The organism is Psychromonas sp. Urea-02u-13, assembly GCF_002835995.1.
Taxonomy (GTDB): domain Bacteria; phylum Pseudomonadota; class Gammaproteobacteria; order Enterobacterales; family Psychromonadaceae; genus Psychromonas.
Window position 1 is genome coordinate 1 of record NZ_PJBZ01000163.1, and the last position, 2,777, is coordinate 2,777.

The 2,777-nt window shown below is 32.0% G+C and carries 4 protein-coding genes; 3 read left to right on the forward strand and 1 reads right to left on the reverse strand.

The genetic code is table 11. From position 1 onward, the window contains the following. Nucleotides 1-50: 50 nt before the first annotated feature. A complete protein-coding gene (locus tag CXF74_RS20945; RefSeq protein ID WP_101084529.1) occupies nucleotides 51-560 on the reverse strand; it encodes a DUF2938 domain-containing protein in 510 nt (169 codons plus the stop codon). Between the two features lie 118 nt (nucleotides 561-678). Between CXF74_RS20945 and CXF74_RS20950 the strand changes: the two genes are divergently transcribed. The 3 genes from CXF74_RS20950 (at nucleotide 679) to CXF74_RS20960 (ending at nucleotide 2,773) form a co-directional block, all read left to right on the forward strand. Continuing rightward, nucleotides 679-1,098, forward strand: coding sequence for a helix-turn-helix domain-containing protein (locus CXF74_RS20950; RefSeq protein ID WP_101084535.1), 420 nt, complete (start codon nucleotides 679-681; stop codon nucleotides 1,096-1,098). Nucleotides 1,099-1,175: 77 nt separating this feature from the next. Then, nucleotides 1,176-1,880 (forward strand): hypothetical protein, encoded by a 705-nt coding sequence (locus tag CXF74_RS20955; RefSeq protein WP_101084531.1) that lies wholly within the window; start codon nucleotides 1,176-1,178, stop codon nucleotides 1,878-1,880. 140 nt (nucleotides 1,881-2,020) lie between these two features. After that, entirely contained in the window at nucleotides 2,021-2,773 is a 753-nt protein-coding gene (locus CXF74_RS20960; protein ID WP_101084533.1) for a potassium channel family protein, read from the forward strand. Nucleotides 2,774-2,777 lie beyond the last annotated feature (4 nt).

Sequence of the window (2,777 nt, forward strand, 5' to 3'; positions counted from 1 at the left end):
AGGCGTTAGCTATTTCTTTAATCAGCTAGGAGGTTAAGTTCCATCATCTATTAGTAAATAATGAAACTATTTATTAAAGCTGATAAATATAATCCTAAGCCAAATACTGTATGAGCTATTAAACTTCGGATACGTGCTACATTTGGTTTTGGTGTCTTTGCTGCTGCAATGCCAAATCCTAAACATGGCTGCATAAGAAAGTAAGGAAAAATAACTGTCAATATACCAAATACAATCGAAGGAGTAATGGTCGGTTCTATTAACCATTTATTACCAGTAAATACAATCAATATTGCCGCAAATATTACACCTATAGCATAATGAGCAAACCAGCCGACTAGAGATTCCATGTGAACTGGCTGAGTAAGTAGAATATTTTTATGACTAAAAATTCCTTTCGGTATACATATAAGCCAGCGACCAACTAAAGCATAATTAAGTGGGAAAATCGAAAAAAAACGCTGTTGGAATAATGCAAAACAATCCATAACTAGAGTTGCACCAATACCGACAATAATGGCATTAAAAATAATATCTGATAACAATAATTCTTCATTCATAGTTTATTTCCTAATTTTTGATTAAGTTATTTAATATAAACAAGCGTTGTTTAACTTGTGGGTATATATCACTTTGTCTATGATGGCACTTAAAGTTAACTTGAGGTCAATAGTTGAAATGAAAAATAATACATTAGACATTGGCGAGGTTGTTAAACTATCAGGACTACCTGCATCAACCTTGCGATTCTACGAAGAAAAAGGTTTAATAAAGTCAGTCGGACGTAATGGCTTACGTCGAATATTTACTCCTAATGTGCTAAATCTACTTTCTTTAATTTCGTTAGGTCGGTTGGCTGGTTTTTCATTAGATGATATTAGCGAAATGTTTGTCACTGATGGTCATTCGCAATTAAACAGATCATTGCTATCGGCTAAAGCGGATGAACTAGATAAAATGATAACTCAGTTCACCGCTATGCGAGATGGGCTACGGCATGCAGTAAACTGCCCAGAAGAAAATCATTTTGACTGTCCTAAATTTAATAAAATGTTGCGTACTTCTAATCAATTAATACGAAGATCCGTTAATACGTAATATATTGTCAATGGTGATTTTAGTTTTTCAGAAATCAATAACACAGCTAACAAGCACTTTAAACGGAACAAAAAAAGTTGGCTATTGTTCGTACCTCACAAATTATAGCCAACAATTTTTGTCCGCTTAAGCCGGGCGTTAGGCTTATAATTTGGGCTGTTGTTAATATTTATAAAGGTAATGAACAAATGAGAGTTACTTTAATTCGTACTTTATACAGGCTTGAGATCTCTATCCGTTTTATATTTTTTATTATCAGCATAATTTCAGCTACTTATCTTTGGGCTAATTTACTTGGTGGCGGGCTAATGGCATCTTTTTTATCGGTACCTTATCAGAAAGGTGCTAATAATGAGGGGGCATATTTTTCAATAGAAACTGCAACGTCATATAATTTAGGTGTTCACGTAGAGGCATATGGACAAAAAAAAGTTTTAATTAAAGTTTTTAAGGTTACCGAAGGGGAAAATATAGTGCTTTTAGATACGTCTACTTCAACACATACTAAAAATAAAAACGTAATTTCTTTCCCTATTTATTTAAAGGAAGGCGATTATTATTTTAGTTTTCCAAGCAACAAGCTAAAAAAAATTAGATTATATCAACGAAAACCCACGTCACCGATATCTAAATTATTTTATGACTTAGATAGGAATATGCTTGCTGGCTACATGTCTTTAATTGCAGGGGCACTTTCAATTCTTTATATAGTGGATTTTATACTTTGTTTTTTACCTACGTTGATAAGTTATAAAGCCCTATTTCGTGGGCGTATTTGTTAATACACTGAATGTGCTTAAAAAGCCTAACAAGGCGTTTAAACGGAACAAAAACAGTGGGTTACGTTTCGCTTCGCTACACATTTTAACCCACTATTTTAGTCCGCTTAGTGCGGCGTTAGCTCTAGGAGTATTCTGCATTGATGATATCGATTTTTTTATTAGGTTTAATGTCCCCAACATTGTATTTAGCTACTTTTTTAAAAGAGGGCATAAATAAAAATAAAATGATACGGTCTTTGAATTGGTTATATTTTTCCATTTCAATTTTTTCCTTTTTGTTACTAATTATACTAAGGGGAGTAGATGAAACAAATTCCGACATTACGACTATTTCATTTGCTACATTTTTTTGGATTGTGTTTCTCCTATCAAGGTGTTCTGAAATATTTTATGCTTTTCTTAGAGATGCTCTCGATAAAATCTCACAGAAAGATTCAAAAAATAGAATTAATTTTCCTAACATAAGAACGTTGTTTAATTTTCTACTGAAGAAGTTTGTAGAAGACAAAAGTCATATAAAAATAAAGGAATTTATTGCTTCTCCACTTCTTTTTAAAAATAAATTTCTAAGAAAGTTACCTTTAAAAGACAAAATTAACGGTGAACAGTTAAAGAATCATGACCGTTTAATTCTTTCATTTAGAAGTTACTTCGAATTGATTATTAACTTTTCAATTATTTATTTCTTATTACCAAGCATATATTGGAAAGAGCAAAAGAGTAGTCTGGATATTATTGAAGCAACATATTTTAGTGGTGTAACAATTACTACTCTTGGGTACGGTGATATTTCTCCCATTCTTTGGTTTTCACAATTTTTGTCTGTTTTTGAAGTTTTATGTGGTTTTACGTTAATAGTCGTTTGCCTTGCTGTATATTTAAAGGATGAGTGAAAGA